Source organism: Starkeya nomas, assembly GCF_902703545.1.
Classification (GTDB): domain Bacteria; phylum Pseudomonadota; class Alphaproteobacteria; order Rhizobiales; family Xanthobacteraceae; genus Ancylobacter; species Ancylobacter moscoviensis.
The window spans coordinates 2,550,914-2,564,407 of record NZ_CACSAS010000001.1; the positions used below are offsets into that span (position 1 = coordinate 2,550,914).

Sequence of the window (13,494 nt, forward strand, 5' to 3'; positions counted from 1 at the left end):
CCGGATCACGCAGAGGACCGCAGCTCGCACCCCCTCGGGACCACCCGGACCCGAGCGCCTGTCTCGGTGCAGCCAATCGATACGGAACGGCTGAGGTTCCCGCCCACGGCAGGCCAGGTGAACGGACGCGAGACTCGCCTGAGAGAGGGAGAGATACGCCGGCAACGTCGGGCAGGTCTTGGCGCCGGTCGCGATAGGGCCGCCACCCTCTCCGCTTCTTCCCGTAGCCAGACCGCAACCCAAGCGGCCTCTTCAATGGCCTGATCTGGCCGAAGGCCGGCTGCGCCTCGATCGCCTATGGCGCAACAGCGGCGTCACAACTTTCATCCCCTGCCGGCTTCGCCGTCATTCCTCGCGAGACAAGAAAGTTCCTCCTTTGCTGTCAGGCCCCTGCGGGGTGCGCCGTCGATCGCCTCCGGCCTGTCGATCGCCATCGAGGCCGCAATGGTGCGGGCTCGAACACGGAAACGGAGATTTGAAAATGGCGACCATCGGCACCTTCAAGAAGACCGCCTCGAACGAGTTCAGCGGCGAAATCGTCACCCTCAGCGTCCAGGCCAAGGGCGTGCGCATCGTCCCCGACCAGCGCGCCACCGGCGAAAACGCCCCCAGCCACCGGGTTCTGGTCGGCCGCGTCGAGATCGGCGCCGCCTGGTCCAAACGCTCCAACGAGGGCCGCGAATATCTCGGCCTCAAGCTCGACGATCCGAGCTTCAACGCCCCCATCTACGCCAACCTCTTCGACGACGAGGACGGCGATGGCTACTCGCTCATCTGGTCCCGCCCGACCCGCCGCGGGGACTGAACCACCGAGCAAGGCCCCGGCCGGACAGGCCGGGGCCTTTCCTCTGCTTGCGAGCGAATCGGGGATGCCGCTAAGTCGGAACGGACGGACAACCAGCCATCGCCCCTCTCTCGGGCACCGAGAACGACTAAAATAGTCGTAGTTCTGGCAACGGCTTATTGGGCGGTGGGAGGTGGTCATGCATGATCACCGCCCGACAATCACGGGCCGCACGCGCGTTGCTGGGATGGACACAGGAGACGCTCGCTGACCAGGCCCGCACATCGCTGACCGCACTCAAGCGCCTCGAATCCGAAAACGGCCTCGAGGTGTATGAGTCGACGCGCGATCTCGTTCGCAGGGCGCTCGAAGCAGCCGGCATTGTCCTGCTCTCGACCGACAAGGGCGAAGGTGTCCTGCTGCTCCACGATCGGAAGCATCTACCAGCAAAGCGCTAGCAGCCCGCCGATCTCAAGTTGGCGCCATCCGTGGTCCTGTCGTCGGAATTTCCAGCGACCGTGTTAACGAAAGTCCGTCGAGCGATTATAGTCGCCCTATGGATCAACCGACGCCGCCATTCCTCGACGAGCCGCCCGTCAGCCAGACGCTCACGGCCTATGACCTCGAGCATATGGCCCTCTATCTGCGTTTGCTGGACTCAGCGCGCGATGGCGCCGACTGGCGAGAGGCCGTCCAGATCCTTTTCGGCCTCGATCCCACCCGTGATCCGCTGCGCAGCCGCCATGTCCACGACACGCATCTCGCGCGGGCACGCTGGATGACGGAACACGGCTATCGCGAATTGATCCCCTCGACACACTGATCGCCGTGATGCCGCTCGGGCATCGCCCACTGCCGACCGCCCAGCTTCCACAGTGCAGCTCCGTCGGGAATCCTCTCCTCCCCAATAAGCTCAAAATGCCAAGGGAGGATCGCTATGGCACCCGATGCATCCGGCTGGCGCTCGTCCGCGGCCTATGAGCATGTCGACGATTTGAGCGCCTCCGATCTCGCCTGGGAGTGGCTCCGCCGCAATGATGCTTATGGCGAGGATTTCCAGGAACTGAGTGACCGAAAGGCAGATCCCCACGCGCTGACCGAAAAGATCCGGCAGCGATGGAGGTTGCGATTTCCCGGTAAGCCCTCTGGAACCACCTCCCAAAGCCTGCATCATCTGGATGCCCGCGGAGGATACGAGCGCCATCTTCCTTGGGCCGGCTCCTTCTGGTCTCTCCCCCGACACTGACCTGCAACCAACGCTCGATGCCGCCTCCCGCATCGGCGATAATGACGAAGACGTCCTCCTCTACGATCTCGGCAATGGCCAGCGTGTCCAGATCGTCCGTGGGACGACCGCGCCGATTGGCCAGCCGCTCGCCGCTATAATCCCCCTCAACCGTGAGGGGTTCGACCGGCTCGAATCCGTCAGTCGCCTGCTTGCATCCCTTCACGGTAGGGGCATCCCTCCCGACACGCGGCTGACGGCGCAACAGCGCATGCGATCACGCAGGATGCTGCAATGCTTCGACGGCCATCGCGACGGAGCAACGCAGCAAGAGATCGCGCAGGTCGTGTTCCATACCGCTCCGCTCGATCGCCATGAATGGCAGGAATCCTCGGCCCGCCATTCTGTCAAATCACTGCTCCGAGACGCTCGCGCCATGATCGCCGGCGGCTATCGCGCGCTGCTGCGTCATCGCAGGCAAAGCTGATCGCACTCACACAATGCCTGGTGGGCGATTTTAGGCCCCCCTGATTTCACCCTGCATTTCGCCGGCCCCCCTTCGCCATCGTGGCCTTCGTTCGCCGCTGATCTCCAGCGGCCCTCACGAACCCCACGGAGGCCCTCGCATGCGACCCGATCTCGCCGTTCTCCCGCCGCGCTTCCTACGCACCAAGGAGGCTGCCGAGTTCCTCAGTCTTTCCGCCCGCACTCTCGAAAAGCACCGGACTTACGGCACCGGTCCGGCCTATCGGAAGCTCGGTGGCCGTGTCGTCTATGCCGTCGACGATCTCGAAGCCTGGGCCGCGCGCGGCGCCGTCACCTCGACCTCCGATCCTCGCGGCTCGATCCTCCCCGCCAAGCGTCACACGCCAGCGCCTCCGGCCCATGCCGGCCGATACGCACGCTGATCGCTGGCGAAACCCCGAGTGGCGGTGCGGCAACAATCCCGATCGGAGCGCGGACAGCTCGACCTGTTTCGAGCGCTCCCTGGCGAGTTCGCTGCCCGAGATGCGCAGGATCTCATGGCCTATCCCTTCTTCTCCCTCTCCAAGTCCCATCGCACCGCACCGATCGATTTCTGCGCGGGCGACGTATCGATCCGCGTCGAGGCCGTACCCGATCACGGCATGGCGACCATCTGGGATGCCGACATTCTGATCTGGGCGGCGAGCCAGATCGTCGAGGCGCGCGACGCGGGCTTGCGCACCTCTCGGCTGATGATCGCCACCCCCTATGAAATCCTGAAGTTCATCGGCCGTGGGACATCCCTGCGCGACTATCAGCGCCTCAAGGCCGCGCTCGACCGGCTGCAATCGACGACGATCTGCACTTCGATCCGGCAGCCCGCCGAGGGCCGGCGGCACCGCTTCTCATGGATCAACGAGTGGAAGGAACGCACCGACCGGAACGGGAAGCCCGACGGAATCGAGCTGATCGTGCCCGACTGGTTCTACCAGGCCGTCCTCGACGACGCGCTCGTTCTCACGATTGACCGCGCCTATTTCGACCTGACGGGCGGTCTCGATCGCTGGCTCTATCGGATCGTCCGCAAGCATGGCGGTCGTCAACGCAATGGCTGGCGGTTCGACTTCCGTCACCTCCACCAGAAATCGGGCGCGCTGTCGCCGTTCAAGCGCTTCGCCTTCGAGCTGCGCGACATCATCCGTCGCCAACCGCTCCCCGGCTACACGCTGTTCCTGGAGATCGACGCTGGCGGCCGCACGCTGCTCGCCTTCGAGCCGACGCCGGCCTGTGGAAAAGCTGTGGAAGACTTCGTGCCATCGGGAACCCGAGGGCACGTGCCATCAGGAACCGCCCCATCGTGCCAACGGGAACCCAAACGGGCCTTAACCCACGACACGAAAAGCGAAAATCGCACCCTTAACTTAGAGTCTAACAGAGAATCTAACTTTGAAGAGCGCGCGCGCGACGTGGAAAACCTCGTCCGGCAGGCCGCAAATGCGCTCAGCGCCACCGGGAAACGCCGCGCCAACGCTCCAGCCTGTGCCGGCACCAGCTCTGAAGCGGCCAACGCTCACAGCCTTCCGCAACTCCCCTTCGATCCTCGTGCGGGAGGCCGCCGATGATCGTGGCCTTCCTCAACCAGAAAGGCGGCGTCGGCAAAACGACGCTGGCGCTCAACCTCGCCGGCGAATGGGCAAGACAGGGAAAGCGCGTCACGCTGATCGACGCGGACCCGCAAGGATCGGCGCTCGACTGGTCGCAGCAACGGGAGCATGCGGGCAAGCCCCGCCTGTTCGGCGTCATTGGCCTCGCCCGCGATACGTTGCACCGGGAGGCGCCCGAACTCGCTCGCGATGCCGATCATGTCGTGATCGACGGGCCACCGCGCGTCGCCGCCCTGATGCGTTCGGCGCTGCTCGCCGCCGATCTCGTACTCGTCCCGGTGCAGCCATCGCCGTTCGACGGTTGGGCCTCGGCCGAGATGCTGGCGCTCATCAGTGAGGCGCGCATCTACCGGCCTCAGCTTACGGCCCGTTTCGTGCTGAACCGCTGCGATGCACGCACCATGCTTGCACGCGAAACGGCGGAGGCGCTGGCCGACCATGATCCGCCCGTCCTAGCCGCCACCATCGGCCAGCGCATCGCCTTCGCGACCGCCGCGCAATCGGGCTGCCTGGTGTCCGAACTGAACGACGACACGCCCGCCGCGCGCGAGATCGCAGCGCTGGCGGATGCGATCGACGGGCTCGGCATCGGGAGGGCGACACGATGAGCGAGCGTCCGGCCCGTCGCGGTTTCGCTTCCCGGCCCGCCGATCCCGATCAGTGGATCAGGGCTGCTGGTGCGTCGCCGCGCAACGACAGCGCCACCGGCTACACCGCACGGCTCACCATCGATGTGACGCCGGACCAGCGCGGCCGGATCAAGATCGCCGCGTTCCAGCGCGGCGTCACCGTCGCCGACATGCTGCGCGATCTGCTCGCGCGCGAATTTCCCCCCGCCGAAGGAGAACGTCCATGACCGGCAACGCGGTCCTCCGCGTGCGCGGCGGCCCCGCGCCGATCGCCCAGACCTACGACAGACTCACCCATGTCGAGCTGACCTGGATCGAAAAGCGGATCGAGAACTGGGTCAGGTTCGGCCAGGAAGTCCGCGACGAGGTGCTCGACCGTCGCCGCCGTGTCTTCTCCTATCGTCCCGGCAGCGTCTTCGCCTTCGTCCGCTGGGCGGCCAACGACTTCGGCACGACCAGTTCGCGCATCGACATCGTGCGCGCGGTCGAACCGCACGAACCCTACCAGACTCTGCCCTTCGTGCAGCCGGGCGGCGACATTCTGCTGAAGATCGAGGGATGGCCCAGGGTCGAACAGGTGCTCCGCCACATCGACGCGGTGGAAGCCATCGGCATCCAGCCACATGACGTCGCCCCCGATCACTGGCGACACGTCGCCAACCGGATGAGCTCCGGCCAAGAGCCGCGCGCCTACACCAGGGAACGCCATCAGGCGTGGCTCAAGCGGCGGGGGATCGAGAGATGACCCGCCGCGGCTATGTCATCGCGACGTGTCTCGCCGTCATGGGGACGACACTGGCGTCACTCGTTCCGGTTCCGCTTCGCCTGATCTGGAACGCTTCGGCCAGCGTGCCGATCGGCTTCTATGACCTCGATCCCCCGGCTCATCTGGAGGTCGGAGATCTGGTTGCGGTAACGCCGGACAAGCCGCTCGCCGATTTCCTGGTCGAGCGCGGCTATATCGGCCGCGACGTGCCCCTAATGAAGCGCGTCATGGCGCTTGCCGGCCAGCGGGTCTGCCGCACCGGCAACGCCATCACGGTCGACGCGATACCGCTTGGGCGTGCGCTCGACCGCGACCGGCGCGGACGTCCGCTGCCGGTCTGGCAGGGCTGTCGCCGCCTCGCCGACGGTCAGATTTTCCTCATGAACCCCGAAGTCAGCGACAGTCTGGACGGACGTTACTTCGGTCCGATCCCTGCGTGCGGCGTCATCGGCAAGGCGACGCCGCTCTACACCGACGAGGACGGCGACGGCCGCTTCGTCTGGCGTGCCACCACGCCCTGATCGCTTCCGATCGACGGGAGCGGTGCCCGTCGACGGCCTTCCCAACACCACCGCCATGGAGAGAGTCATGCCGCAAATCGGTCAATTCACACGTGAGACGTCCGGCTTCACCGGACGCATCGAGACATTCACGCTCTTCCGCGACATCGCCATCGTGCCCGCCGATCCGTCGGATGCGGAAAACGCACCGGACTATCGCATCCATGCCCGCGATGACGGCGCCGAGGAGACCGGCCCGGAGGTCGGTGCAGGCTGGAAGCGCACCGGCGAGCGCGCAGGAGAATATGTTGCGCTGCTGATCGACGATCCGGCCCTGCCGCAGCCGATCCGCGCCAACCTGTTCCGCGACGATGAAGCCGGCAACGCCTGGTCGCTGCACTGGTCGCGACCGCGCGACCGCACAGAGAAGGATTGAGCGATGGCTGGGTCTCGTCCGACGACGAGCCGCCGGCGTGTGTCCGGGCTGCGCCCCGCAGCCCGGCGCATGGCTTTCCTTCTCCTTGCCGGCCTCTCTGTTGCGAGCGTCGTACCGGCGATCGCTCTGGCTCAGGATGCGCCGATCTCGCGACCATCGGTCCGCGATCCCCACGCTCCATATATCGCCGAAGCGGCGGCGCGCTTCCGAATACCGATTGCGTGGATACGCGCTGTCATGCGGGCGGAAAGCGCCGGCGATCCCAGCGCGACCTCACCCAAAGGGGCGATGGGCCTGATGCAGATCATGCCCGAAACCTGGGCGGGCCTGCGTGCTCGCCATCGCCTCGGCGCCGATCCTTATGATCCCCACGACAACATCATCGCGGGCGCGGCCTATATTCGCGAGTTGTTCGAGCGGTACGGTTCGCCCGGCTGGATCGCGGCCTACAATGCTGGCCCCGGCCGTTACGAGGACTCGCTCGACGGCCGCCCGCTGCCCGCAGAAACGCGCGCCTATCTCGCCATCGTCGCGCCATCCGTCAGCAGTGGCGATCCCGCCAGCCCCGTCATGGTCGCGGCGGCCGATCCGCTCGCCTGGACGCGCGCACCACTGTTCGTCGCGCAATCCGAGCGCAGCGCCGCTGCCGATCCTTTGCCGGTTGAACGCGCCTCCAGCGACGCGAGCGCGACGCCGGCCGTGCGCGATGTCTCCGCCATCGTGCCGCAGTCCGGCGGGCTTTTCGTCGCCCGCGCCGACGATCGGATCGCGCGATGAGCGCCCGCGTTCCTGATCGCACGATAGCGTATCCCGGCGTGTCATGGCGTGGGCTGAGGTGGGAAGCAGGCAACACGACCGAACGATGGCGAGATAAAAAGCCGCGAGGTGCGGCGTCGGTCGGTCGTGTTGTTTCAATAGGTTACACCGCTCATTCGCGAGGTGCGCTGTTTTCGCGAACCTCGCGAGCACACCGTTTCTTCCGTGATTTCATCTGTTTGGCGCGATGTGCGGAGTCTCGGCGATGAGCGGCGAGGACGATTTTCGCATCCGGCCCGGCCGTATCCGATCGTCGAGCGCGCAGCGTGCCAGGCCCTTCATCGCACAGGCGCTGGCTGCCGCGCAGAAGGCCGGCGCTCGCGTCTCGCGTTCTGGCCGGATCAGCTCCGGCAATCGCTCGACCTTCGGGCGGGGCCGAACGGCGAGTGTTCGCGCCAACCGTCTCCTCACCGGCCGCTCGCGTGTCGTCGTCATCAAGACTCGCCTGGTGCGCCATCATGCCCGCGCGGCGCCGCTCGCGGCCCATCTCAACTATCTGCGCCGCGAGGGCGTGACCCGTGACGGAGAGAAGGCCCGGTTGTTCGGGCCGGAGACCGATGAGGTCGAGGGCCGCGCCTTCGCCGAGCGTTGCGGCGACGATCGCCACCATTTCCGCTTCATCGTCTCGCCGGAGGACGCCGTGGACATGGCGGACCTCAAATCCTTCACCCGAGATCTGATGAACCAGATGGAGAAGGATCTCGGCACGAAGCTCGATTGGGCCGCCGTCGATCACTGGAATACCGACAACCCGCACGTCCACATCATCCTGCGCGGCCGTGCCGATGACGGGCAGGACCTCGTGATCGCGCGCGACTACATCAAGGAAGGCATGCGCGCCCGCGCCGCCGACCTCGTCACGCAGGAATTGGGGCCGCGCACCGATCTCGACATTCAACGCGCTCTGGAGCGACAGGTCGAGGCCGAGCGCTGGACGCAACTCGACCGCCAGCTTGCCCGCGATGCGCACGCCACGGGCGTCATCGACATGGCGCCCGACCGACAAGCCCGGCCCGACGAATATCATGCGCTCAAGGTCGGACGGCTGCACAAGCTGGAAACGCTCGGCCTCGCCGTCGAGGTCGGCCCCGGCCAGTGGATGATCGACGGCAAGGCCGAGGCGACGCTGCGCGAACTCGGTGAACGCGGTGACATCATCAAGCGGATGCACCGGGCGTTGACGGAACGCGGCATCGAGCGCGGATCGGCCAGCTATGTGCTGGCGGCCGAAAGTCTCGATACGCCGATCGTCGGCAGGCTGGTCGATCGGGGCCTCGACGACGAACTGAAGGGCACGGCGTATGCCGTCGTCGATGGCGTCGACGGACGCACCCACCACATCAAGCTGCCCGATCTCGATGCGGCCGGCGACAGCGCGCCCGGCTCGATCGTCGAGCTGCGCCGGTTCGATGACGCGCGCGGGCAACGCCGCGTCGCTATCGCCGTTCGCTCCGACCTCGACATCGATCGCCAGATCACGGCGTCAGGCGCGACCTGGCTCGACCGCCAGAGCATCGCCCGCGGGCCGGTTGCGCTGTCGGAAGGCGGTTTCGGCGCCGAGGTGCGGCAGGCGATGGAACGCCGCGCCGACCACCTGGTCGATCAGGGCCTCGGCGAGCGGCACGGCCAGAGCATCACCTTCACCCGAAACCTGATCGAAACGCTGCGCCGCCGGGAGCTCGAGGCGCTCGGCGAGAAGGTCGCGGCGGAAACCGGCCAGCCATTCACCCGCGCCGCGAGCGGCGAATATGTCGCCGGCTCCTATCGGCAGCGCTTCACGCTCGCCTCCGGGCGCTTCGCCATGATCGACGACGGGCTGGGCTTCCAGCTCGTGCCCTGGACGCCCTCTCTCGAAACGCAGCTCGGCCGCCACGTCTCCGGCGTCGCCCGTAGCGACGGCGGCGTCGACTGGAGCTTCGGGCGCAAGCGGGGCCTCGGCCTCTGATCCCTCGCAGAAAGACCCTTGCCATGTCCGCGACGAAAATCCTCTGGGGCCAAATCCTGATCGTCTCCGCGATCGTGCTCGTCACGACCTGGGGCGCAACGGAATGGGTGGCCTGGCGGCTCGCCTTCCAGCCGGAGCTTGGAGCGCCGTGGTTCCAGCTGTTCGGTTTTCCCTTCTATTTGCCGCCCGCCTTCTTCTGGTGGTGGTATGGCTTTGATGCCTATGCGCCGTCGATCTTCGTCGAGGGCGCGTGGATCGCGGCGTCAGGCGGATTCATCTCGGTGGCCGTCGCCATCGGCATGTCGGTCTGGCGCGCCCGCGAGGCCAAGAAGGTCGAGACCTACGGCTCCGCTCGCTGGGCCGAGAAGGAAGAAGTGAAGGCGGCGGGACTTCTCAATCCCGATGGCGTTGTGCTCGGCCGCTACGACCATGATTATCTTCGCCATGATGGACCGGAGCATGTGCTGTGCTTCGCGCCGACCCGTTCGGGCAAGGGCGTGGGCCTGGTCGTCCCCTCGCTCCTGACCTGGCCTGGATCGGCGATCGTCCACGACATCAAGGGCGAGAACTGGCAACTCACCGCCGGCTTTCGCGCGCTGCATGGCCGCGTGCTCCTGTTCGACCCGACCAACCCGAAATCCTCGGCCTACAATCCGCTGCTGGAGGTTCGCCGCGGCGAATGGGAGGTGCGCGACGTCCAGAACATCGCGGACATCCTCGTCGATCCCGAGGGCTCGCTCGAGAAGCGCAACCATTGGGAAAAAACCAGTCACGCACTGCTGGTCGGTGCGATTCTCCATGTCCTCTATGCGGAAGAGGAAAAGACGCTCGCAGGCGTCGCCGCCTTCCTCTCCGATCCGAAGCGGCCGATCGAGTCGGCGCTCGCCGCGATGATGAAGACGGCGCATCTCGGTGAAGCCGGGCCGCACCCCGTCATCGCCAGCGCCGCGCGCGAACTGCGCAACAAATCCGACAACGAGCGATCGGGAGTGCTGTCGACCGCCATGTCCTTCCTCGGCCTCTATCGCGATCCCGTCGTGGCCGAGGTGACGCGCCGCTGCGACTGGCGGATCACCGACATCGTGACGGCCAGGCATCCGACCACGCTCTACCTCGTCGTCCCGCCGTCCGACATCAACCGCACCAAGCCGCTCATCCGCCTGATCCTCAATCAGGTCGGTCGCCGCCTGACCGAGGATCTCCAAGCCAAGGCCGGTCGCCATCGGCTGCTGCTGATGCTCGACGAATTTCCGGCGCTTGGCCGGCTCGATTTCTTCGAGTCCGCGCTGGCCTTCATGGCGGGCTATGGCCTGAAGAGTTTCCTGATCGCGCAGAGCCTCAACCAGATCGAGAAAGCCTATGGCGCGAACAACTCGATCCTCGACAACTGCCATGTGCGGGTGAGCTTCGCGACCAACGACGAGCGCACCGCGAAGCGCGTATCGGACGCGCTCGGCACCGCGACCGAGATGAAGGCGATGCGAAACTATGCTGGGCACCGGCTGTCGCCGTGGCTCGGACATCTGATGGTGTCGCGCTCGGAAACGGCCCGCCAATTGCTCACCCCCGGCGAGATCATGCAGCTTCCGCCGGGCGATGAGATCGTCATGGTCGCGGGCACACCGCCGATCCGGGCAAAGAAGGCTCGCTACTACGAGGACGCGCGTTTCAAGGAGCGCATCCTGCCGCCGCCAGCGCTGGTCGTCCCGAAACAGGGGCGCCCCGACGATTGGACCGCGCTGCCGCTCCCACTTCGACCTGAGACGGCCGGGCCGGGATCGGCGGCGGAAGCCAGCGATGAAGATCCAACCGATTCCGAACGTCGCCAGCAACCCGAACTCAATCGTATGGAGCCTGTCGAGAAGAAGGCTCCGGTCGAGAACGAGTTCGAGATCGGCCTCGCCGACGAGGCCGAGGATGACACGGTTCACAACAGCCGCATGAACCGGCTGATGCAGGGTGTTGCCCGTCAGGTCTCGCTCGATCCGGGCGATGGCATGGAATTGTGAGGCGGCCATGCCGAAATCACCCAAAAAGCAGCGCCTCTCCGTCTATCTCGACCCGGCGGTGATGCGCCGCCTCGCCGAACATGCCGCGCGCCGCGACCATTCCCGATCGCTGATCGCCGAAGCGGCCATCGAATCCTTCCTGTCGCCCGATGCCGCCGAGCGGCAGGAAGCCGCCACCACCAAGCGCCTGGACCAGCTCGATCGCCGCATGACACGGCTGGAACGCGATGTCGGCATTGCGGTCGAGATGCTGGCCGTGTTCGTGCGCTTCTGGGTCGCCACCACGCCGGCGCTGCCGGAACCCGCCGCGCAAGCCGCCCGCGCCAAGGCCGGCGAACGCTATGATCAATTCGTCATCGCGCTTGGCCGACGATTGGCGAAGGGACCGAAGCTGAGGCAGGAAATCTCGGAAGACAGCAACGACTCGACGGGTGAAGAAGGTCGCGCGCGCAGCGAATAGTCACGAGCCGTCATCCCGCAAGATGAGACCCCCACCGCCATTCTCCTGTATTTGCACGACACACTACTACGCTCTCAATTCTCTGTTGAATCCGCCTGATTTGCGGCTCTTTTAATCATCCCCGTCAGGGGGCCGTCTGATGTCTCCCCGGCATGAACGGGGATCGAATGGCCGGTTCACATCACAATCCAGAGGGCTTGGCGCGCGGCGCACGGATGCTGCGCACAGCGCTCGGCACCGCCATCGCCCGGTTTCTGGAAGACGCCTCCGTCGTCGAGGTCATGCTGAACCCGGACGGGCGCATCTGGATCGACCGGCTCTCCGAAGGGCTGGCCGATACGGGTGAGATGCTCTCCGCCGCCGATGGCGAACGCATCGTGCGTCTGGTCGCACACCATGTCGGCGCCGAGGTCCATGCCGGTAGTCCGCGCGTCTCGGCCGAGCTGCCCGAAACAGGCGAGCGGTTCGAGGGTCTGCTGCCGCCGGTCGTTGCCGCACCGGCCTTCGCCATCCGCAAACCTGCCGTCGCCGTCTTTACGCTCGACGACTACGTCAACGCGGGGATCATGTCGGCGCGACAGGCCGAGGCGCTACGCGAAGGCATCGTCGCCCGGGCCAACATCCTCGTCGCCGGTGGCACCTCGACCGGCAAGACCACCCTCACCAATGCGCTGCTCGCGGAAGTCGCGAAGACGTCCGATCGCGTCGTCATCATCGAGGACACCCGCGAGCTGCAATGCGCGGCGCCCAATCTCGTCGCCATGCGGACCCAGGATGGTGTGGCGTCGCTCTCCGATCTCGTCCGCTCCTCGCTACGCCTGCGCCCCGACCGCATCCCGATTGGTGAGGTTCGCGGCGCCGAGGCCCTCGACCTCTTGAAAGCTTGGGGGACTGGCCATCCAGGCGGCGTCGGCACGATCCACGCTGGCAGCGCCATCGGCGCGCTGCGCCGCATGGAACAGCTCATCCAGGAAGCCGTCGTTACCGTCCCGCGCGCCCTGATCGCCGAGACGATCGACCTCGTGGCCGTCCTTTCTGGCCGCGGTTCCGCGCGCCGCCTCTCCGAACTCACGCGCGTCGAAGGCCTTGGCCCGGACGGTGACTACCGCGTCGCGCCCGCCGTCGGCGCCTGGGCTTCCGAGGGTGACGGCGCGGCCTCTCTCAGCCCCAGCCTCGAAGGAGAAACCCCGTGATCCAACGTCTGCGCTTCGCGCGCCATCGCATCGTCATGACCCTGTCCGTCGCCATGCTCTCCATGAGCGTGGCGGCGCCCGCCCACGCCTCCGGCTCATCGATGCCGTGGGAGCAGCCGCTCCAGCAAATCCTTCAGTCGATCGAAGGTCCGGTCGCCAAGATCGTCGCCGTCATAATCATTATCACCACCGGCCTGACACTGGCCTTCGGCGACACGTCGGGCGGCTTCCGCCGGCTGATCCAGATCGTGTTCGGTCTGTCGATCGCCTTTGCCGCATCGAGCTTCTTCCTCTCCTTCTTCTCGTTTGGCGGCGGGGCGCTGGTCTGATGGCGGACGCGGCCGACGACGTGCCGGGCTTCACCGTGCCGGTCCATCGGGCGCTGACCGAGCCGATCCTGCTCGGCGGCGCACCGCGCGCCATCGCGATCATGAACGGAACACTCGCCGGCGCGGTCGGCCTCGGCCTGCGGCTCTGGCTGGTCGGTCTTGCGATCTGGGCCATCGGCCACTTCGCGGCGGTGTGGGCGGCCAAGCGCGATCCGCTCTTCGTCGATGTCGGCCGCCGTCACCTGCGCATTCCCGCGCACCTCACGGTCTGAC

Annotated in this window: 19 protein-coding genes; all 19 read left to right on the forward strand. The window is 66.3% G+C overall.

The window, feature by feature from the left end:
• Positions 1 to 481 precede the first annotated feature (481 nt).
• The 19 genes from STARVERO_RS12395 (at position 482) to STARVERO_RS12480 (ending at position 13,493) form a co-directional block, all read left to right on the forward strand.
• Positions 482 to 805, forward strand: coding sequence for a DUF736 domain-containing protein (locus tag STARVERO_RS12395; protein WP_144342563.1), 324 nt, complete (start codon positions 482 to 484; stop codon positions 803 to 805).
• Positions 806 to 987: 182 nt separating this feature from the next.
• Positions 988 to 1,242 (forward strand): helix-turn-helix domain-containing protein, encoded by a 255-nt coding sequence (locus STARVERO_RS12400; protein ID WP_012454944.1) that lies wholly within the window; start codon positions 988 to 990, stop codon positions 1,240 to 1,242.
• A gap of 98 nt (positions 1,243 to 1,340) precedes the next feature.
• Positions 1,341 to 1,607 (forward strand): DNA -binding domain-containing protein, encoded by a 267-nt coding sequence (locus tag STARVERO_RS12405; protein WP_159599078.1) that lies wholly within the window; start codon positions 1,341 to 1,343, stop codon positions 1,605 to 1,607.
• Positions 1,608 to 1,721: 114 nt separating this feature from the next.
• The gene (locus STARVERO_RS23535) at positions 1,722 to 2,030 is read left to right on the forward strand and encodes a transcriptional regulator domain-containing protein (protein ID WP_244616753.1); all 309 of its coding nucleotides are present in this window, start codon (positions 1,722 to 1,724) and stop codon (positions 2,028 to 2,030) included.
• Positions 1,963 to 2,496: a DUF2285 domain-containing protein gene (locus tag STARVERO_RS12410; protein ID WP_159599080.1), complete on the forward strand. Its 534-nt coding sequence runs from the start codon at positions 1,963 to 1,965 to the stop codon at positions 2,494 to 2,496. Before STARVERO_RS23535 ends, STARVERO_RS12410 begins: the two co-directional genes overlap by 68 nt.
• Positions 2,497 to 2,635: 139 nt before the next feature.
• Positions 2,636 to 2,917: a helix-turn-helix transcriptional regulator gene (locus STARVERO_RS12415; protein ID WP_012454948.1), complete on the forward strand. Its 282-nt coding sequence runs from the start codon at positions 2,636 to 2,638 to the stop codon at positions 2,915 to 2,917.
• Positions 2,918 to 2,935: 18 nt separating this feature from the next.
• Complete coding sequence (locus STARVERO_RS12420; RefSeq protein ID WP_159599082.1) at positions 2,936 to 4,096, forward strand: replication initiator protein A; 1,161 nt, start codon at positions 2,936 to 2,938, stop codon at positions 4,094 to 4,096.
• On the forward strand, positions 4,093 to 4,746 hold the full coding sequence (parA, locus tag STARVERO_RS12425; protein ID WP_159599084.1) for a ParA family partition ATPase: 654 nt from the start codon (positions 4,093 to 4,095) through the stop codon (positions 4,744 to 4,746). The genes STARVERO_RS12420 and parA overlap by 4 nt, the downstream gene beginning before the upstream one ends.
• Positions 4,743 to 4,994, forward strand: a complete 252-nt coding sequence (locus STARVERO_RS12430) for a ribbon-helix-helix protein (protein ID WP_066684832.1) — start codon at positions 4,743 to 4,745, stop codon at positions 4,992 to 4,994. Before parA ends, STARVERO_RS12430 begins: the two co-directional genes overlap by 4 nt.
• Positions 4,991 to 5,512: a DUF2840 domain-containing protein gene (locus STARVERO_RS12435; RefSeq protein WP_159599086.1), complete on the forward strand. Its 522-nt coding sequence runs from the start codon at positions 4,991 to 4,993 to the stop codon at positions 5,510 to 5,512. The genes STARVERO_RS12430 and STARVERO_RS12435 overlap by 4 nt, the downstream gene beginning before the upstream one ends.
• Entirely contained in the window at positions 5,509 to 6,054 is a 546-nt protein-coding gene (locus STARVERO_RS12440) for a S26 family signal peptidase (RefSeq protein ID WP_159599088.1), read from the forward strand. The genes STARVERO_RS12435 and STARVERO_RS12440 overlap by 4 nt, the downstream gene beginning before the upstream one ends.
• 67 nt (positions 6,055 to 6,121) lie before the next feature.
• On the forward strand, positions 6,122 to 6,469 hold the full coding sequence (locus tag STARVERO_RS12445) for a DUF736 domain-containing protein (RefSeq protein ID WP_159599090.1): 348 nt from the start codon (positions 6,122 to 6,124) through the stop codon (positions 6,467 to 6,469).
• A gap of 3 nt (positions 6,470 to 6,472) precedes the next feature.
• Positions 6,473 to 7,246: a lytic transglycosylase domain-containing protein gene (locus STARVERO_RS12450; RefSeq protein WP_159599092.1), complete on the forward strand. Its 774-nt coding sequence runs from the start codon at positions 6,473 to 6,475 to the stop codon at positions 7,244 to 7,246.
• Positions 7,247 to 7,490: 244 nt separating this feature from the next.
• Positions 7,491 to 9,230, forward strand: coding sequence for a relaxase/mobilization nuclease domain-containing protein (locus STARVERO_RS12455; RefSeq protein ID WP_159599094.1), 1,740 nt, complete (start codon positions 7,491 to 7,493; stop codon positions 9,228 to 9,230).
• A gap of 23 nt (positions 9,231 to 9,253) precedes the next feature.
• Positions 9,254 to 11,239: a conjugal transfer protein TraG gene (locus STARVERO_RS12460; RefSeq protein WP_159599096.1), complete on the forward strand. Its 1,986-nt coding sequence runs from the start codon at positions 9,254 to 9,256 to the stop codon at positions 11,237 to 11,239.
• 7 nt (positions 11,240 to 11,246) lie between these two features.
• Entirely contained in the window at positions 11,247 to 11,699 is a 453-nt protein-coding gene (locus STARVERO_RS12465) for a ribbon-helix-helix protein, CopG family (protein ID WP_159599098.1), read from the forward strand.
• Between the two features lie 167 nt (positions 11,700 to 11,866).
• Positions 11,867 to 12,892 (forward strand): P-type conjugative transfer ATPase TrbB, encoded by a 1,026-nt coding sequence (gene trbB, locus STARVERO_RS12470; RefSeq protein ID WP_159599100.1) that lies wholly within the window; start codon positions 11,867 to 11,869, stop codon positions 12,890 to 12,892.
• Positions 12,889 to 13,221: a TrbC/VirB2 family type IV secretion system protein gene (locus tag STARVERO_RS12475; protein WP_159599102.1), complete on the forward strand. Its 333-nt coding sequence runs from the start codon at positions 12,889 to 12,891 to the stop codon at positions 13,219 to 13,221. The genes trbB and STARVERO_RS12475 overlap by 4 nt, the downstream gene beginning before the upstream one ends.
• The gene (locus STARVERO_RS12480) at positions 13,221 to 13,493 is read left to right on the forward strand and encodes a VirB3 family type IV secretion system protein (RefSeq protein WP_065846562.1); all 273 of its coding nucleotides are present in this window, start codon (positions 13,221 to 13,223) and stop codon (positions 13,491 to 13,493) included. Before STARVERO_RS12475 ends, STARVERO_RS12480 begins: the two co-directional genes overlap by 1 nt.
• Position 13,494: the final 1 nt, after the last annotated feature.

Coding starts and splice junctions, on each gene's coding strand:
- STARVERO_RS12460 (WP_159599096.1), top strand. CDS start 9,254: ATGTCCGCGACGAAAATCCTCTGGGGCCAAATCCTGATCGTCTCCGCG.
- STARVERO_RS12405 (WP_159599078.1), top strand. CDS start 1,341: ATGGATCAACCGACGCCGCCATTCCTCGACGAGCCGCCCGTCAGCCAG.
- STARVERO_RS12450 (WP_159599092.1), top strand. CDS start 6,473: ATGGCTGGGTCTCGTCCGACGACGAGCCGCCGGCGTGTGTCCGGGCTG.
- STARVERO_RS12400 (WP_012454944.1), top strand. CDS start 988: ATGATCACCGCCCGACAATCACGGGCCGCACGCGCGTTGCTGGGATGG.
- STARVERO_RS12445 (WP_159599090.1), top strand. CDS start 6,122: ATGCCGCAAATCGGTCAATTCACACGTGAGACGTCCGGCTTCACCGGA.
- STARVERO_RS12465 (WP_159599098.1), top strand. CDS start 11,247: ATGCCGAAATCACCCAAAAAGCAGCGCCTCTCCGTCTATCTCGACCCG.
- STARVERO_RS12480 (WP_065846562.1), top strand. CDS start 13,221: ATGGCGGACGCGGCCGACGACGTGCCGGGCTTCACCGTGCCGGTCCAT.
- STARVERO_RS12435 (WP_159599086.1), top strand. CDS start 4,991: ATGACCGGCAACGCGGTCCTCCGCGTGCGCGGCGGCCCCGCGCCGATC.
- STARVERO_RS12440 (WP_159599088.1), top strand. CDS start 5,509: ATGACCCGCCGCGGCTATGTCATCGCGACGTGTCTCGCCGTCATGGGG.
- STARVERO_RS12415 (WP_012454948.1), top strand. CDS start 2,636: ATGCGACCCGATCTCGCCGTTCTCCCGCCGCGCTTCCTACGCACCAAG.
- STARVERO_RS12430 (WP_066684832.1), top strand. CDS start 4,743: ATGAGCGAGCGTCCGGCCCGTCGCGGTTTCGCTTCCCGGCCCGCCGAT.
- STARVERO_RS12455 (WP_159599094.1), top strand. CDS start 7,491: ATGAGCGGCGAGGACGATTTTCGCATCCGGCCCGGCCGTATCCGATCG.
- STARVERO_RS12395 (WP_144342563.1), top strand. CDS start 482: ATGGCGACCATCGGCACCTTCAAGAAGACCGCCTCGAACGAGTTCAGC.
- STARVERO_RS23535 (WP_244616753.1), top strand. CDS start 1,722: ATGGCACCCGATGCATCCGGCTGGCGCTCGTCCGCGGCCTATGAGCAT.
- parA (WP_159599084.1), top strand. CDS start 4,093: ATGATCGTGGCCTTCCTCAACCAGAAAGGCGGCGTCGGCAAAACGACG.
- trbB (WP_159599100.1), top strand. CDS start 11,867: ATGGCCGGTTCACATCACAATCCAGAGGGCTTGGCGCGCGGCGCACGG.
- STARVERO_RS12410 (WP_159599080.1), top strand. CDS start 1,963: ATGCCCGCGGAGGATACGAGCGCCATCTTCCTTGGGCCGGCTCCTTCT.